General features: G+C 64.7%; 2 protein-coding genes and 1 pseudogene. All 3 read right to left on the bottom strand.

The window, feature by feature from the left end:
* Positions 1-84 (bottom strand): annotated as a pseudogene (locus HPA02_RS18510) (electron transfer flavoprotein subunit beta/FixA family protein); the annotation flags it as partial.
* 25 nt (positions 85-109) lie between these two features.
* Positions 110-1,243 (bottom strand): acyl-CoA dehydrogenase family protein, encoded by a 1,134-nt coding sequence (locus tag HPA02_RS17995; protein ID WP_146804581.1) that lies wholly within the window; start codon positions 1,241-1,243, stop codon positions 110-112.
* A complete protein-coding gene (locus HPA02_RS17990) occupies positions 1,233-2,366 on the bottom strand; it encodes a CaiB/BaiF CoA transferase family protein (RefSeq protein ID WP_146804580.1) in 1,134 nt (377 codons plus the stop codon). The genes HPA02_RS17995 and HPA02_RS17990 overlap by 11 nt, the downstream gene beginning before the upstream one ends.
* Between the last annotated feature and the right edge of the window lie 54 nt (positions 2,367-2,420).

Genomic DNA, 2,420 nt, shown 5'->3' with positions numbered 1-2,420 from the left:
GAGGTCGACGTCGGAGTGATCCGCCTTGACGCGGATCTTGACGTTGTAGTCGATGACGCGTTTGACCGCGACGAGGATTTTCATCGTTCGACTCCTGTGGCAAACGGGCTCAGGCGGTAATGGCTCGGCCGATAATGATCTTCTGGATCTCCGAGGTACCCTCGAAGATTCGTGTGATGCGTGCATCCCGGTAGTAACGCTCGATGGGCAGGTCACAGATGTAGCCGTAGCCACCATGCACCTGCACCGCGCTATCGGTGATCTTGGCCGCCGCCTCGGAGGCGAACAGCTTGGCCACCGCCGACTCCAGGCTGAAGCGACCACCGGAGTCCCGGGCCGCCGCCGCCTGGTAGGTGACCAGCTTGGCCGCCTCCAGCTGGGTGTGCATCTCGGCCAGCATCCACTGAATGCCCTGGTGCCGGCACAGCGGCTTGCCGGCCACCACCCGCTCTTGGGCCCAGGCCAGGGAGTCGTCATAGGCGGCCCGGGCGATACCCACACTCATGGCCGCCACCTCGACCCGCCCGCGATCCAGTACCGCCATGGCGGTGGCGAAACCTTGCCCCTCGTCGCCCAGCAGCGAGGCTTCGGAGAGTTGGCAATCGAAGCTGATCTCATAGATATGGCTGCCACGCAGTCCCAGGGTCTTCTCGGGACTCGAGAACTGGATGCCGGGGGTATGGCGATCCACCAGGAAGGCCGAGATGCCCTTGTGGCCCTGACTCTCGTCGGTCTTGGCATAGACCACCAGGAAATCGGCATAGGCACCGTTGGTGATGTAGTGTTTGGTGCCGGTGAGATGCCAGCCCCCTTCGCGTCGCACCGCCTTGGTACGCATCTCGGCCGGATTGGAGCCGGCCCCGGGCTCGGTCAGGGCGAAGGCGCCGAGCTTTTGCCCGCTGGCACACAGTGGCAACAGTTCCTGCTTCTGCTGTTCGGTGCCACCCAGCAGCACCGAGTCGGTGGCCAGGAAGTGGGCGGTCAGCGAGGAACAGGTGGCGGCACAGTGATAGGCCACCTCCTCCACCGCCAGGGACATGGCGATACTGCCCGGGTCGAAGCCACCATAGGCCTCGGGTAGATTCATGCCCCAGAAGCCCAACTCCCCCAAGGCGTCGAGGCTCTCGCGACAGAAGTCGCCGGTTTCGTCGTAACGCTTGGCGTTGGCCTTGAGCACCTCGGCAGACACGCGATGGGCGGCATCCTGAAAGGCAATGGCATCGGCGGTCAGTTCAAAGTTCATGGCAGGTCACCTCATCGAATAGATCATTGTGCTGGCCTAGGGCGGGGGCGGGACGCTGGCTGTACGCCTTATGGCCGTTGAAGAACACCGGCTGGGGCGAGCCCGACCGGTCACCGATGCGTGGCAGTAGCTGCCGTTCGGCGGCATGGGGGGAAGTGGCGGCCTGAGCGATATCCCAGATCGGCGAGGCGGGCACGCCGGCCGCATCGAGACGGGCACAGACCTCCTCGACGCTGTGCTGCCCGGCCCAGGCCTCGATACGCGCCTTGAGGGCCGCCTGGTTGGCGTTGCGCCGCTCGTCGCTGAGGAAGGCCTCGTCTTCCGCCAGCTCTGGCTCGCCCATGCAGTTCGCCAGCTTGGCGAAGAGGGCGTTATTGGCCACGGCGATGATCACCTGCCCATCCTTGGCCCGGAAGCTATCGAAGGGCGCCGACAACGGATGGCGGTTACCCACCGGGCCCGGCGCCGCGCCACTGGCCAGAAACTGGGAGAGGTTGGTGACCTGCATGGAGAAGAGGCAGTCGAGCATCGAGACATCCAGGCTGCTCCCTTGACGCTCCGGGTCGCGCTCACGACCAAACAGCGCCGCACAGATCGACCAACTGGCGAAGAGGCCGGCACAGATATCCCCCAGGGACTCCCCGACCCGGGTCGGCGCGCCTCCCTCCTCGCCGGTGACCGACATGATCCCGGAGAGCGCCTGGGCGATGATGTCGTAGGCCGGCTTGGCGCTCAGCGGCCCCTGCTGGCCGAAGCCGGAAATCGAACAGTAGATGAGGCCGGGGTTGATCGCCTTCAGGCTCGCCTCGTCGATACCCAGCCGTTGTGCCACGCCGGGGCGGAAATTCTCCACCAGCACATCGGCGGTCGCGCACAGAGCATGGAAGCGCTCCCTACCTTCGTCACTCTTGAGATCCAGGGTCAGGCTGTACTTGCCGCGGTTGAGTAGCGAGAAGTAGACGCTCTCTCCATCGATAAAGGGCCCAACCTGGCGGCTGTCGTCACCCTGAGGCGTTTCGATCTTGATCACCTCGGCGCCCAGGTCGGCCAGCATGGCGGTGCAGTAGGGGCCGGCCAGGAAGCGCGATAGGTCAATTACAGTCACACCCTTGAGGGGTTGCATGGTCTCTCTCCCGAAGGGGCGCCGACATCGGCGCCCTTGACGTAAAAATGGGCG

This window comes from Bisbaumannia pacifica (assembly GCF_007989625.1).
Classification (GTDB): domain Bacteria; phylum Pseudomonadota; class Gammaproteobacteria; order Pseudomonadales; family Halomonadaceae; genus Bisbaumannia; species Bisbaumannia pacifica.
This window is presented reverse-complemented; position numbering and strand designations above follow the sequence as displayed.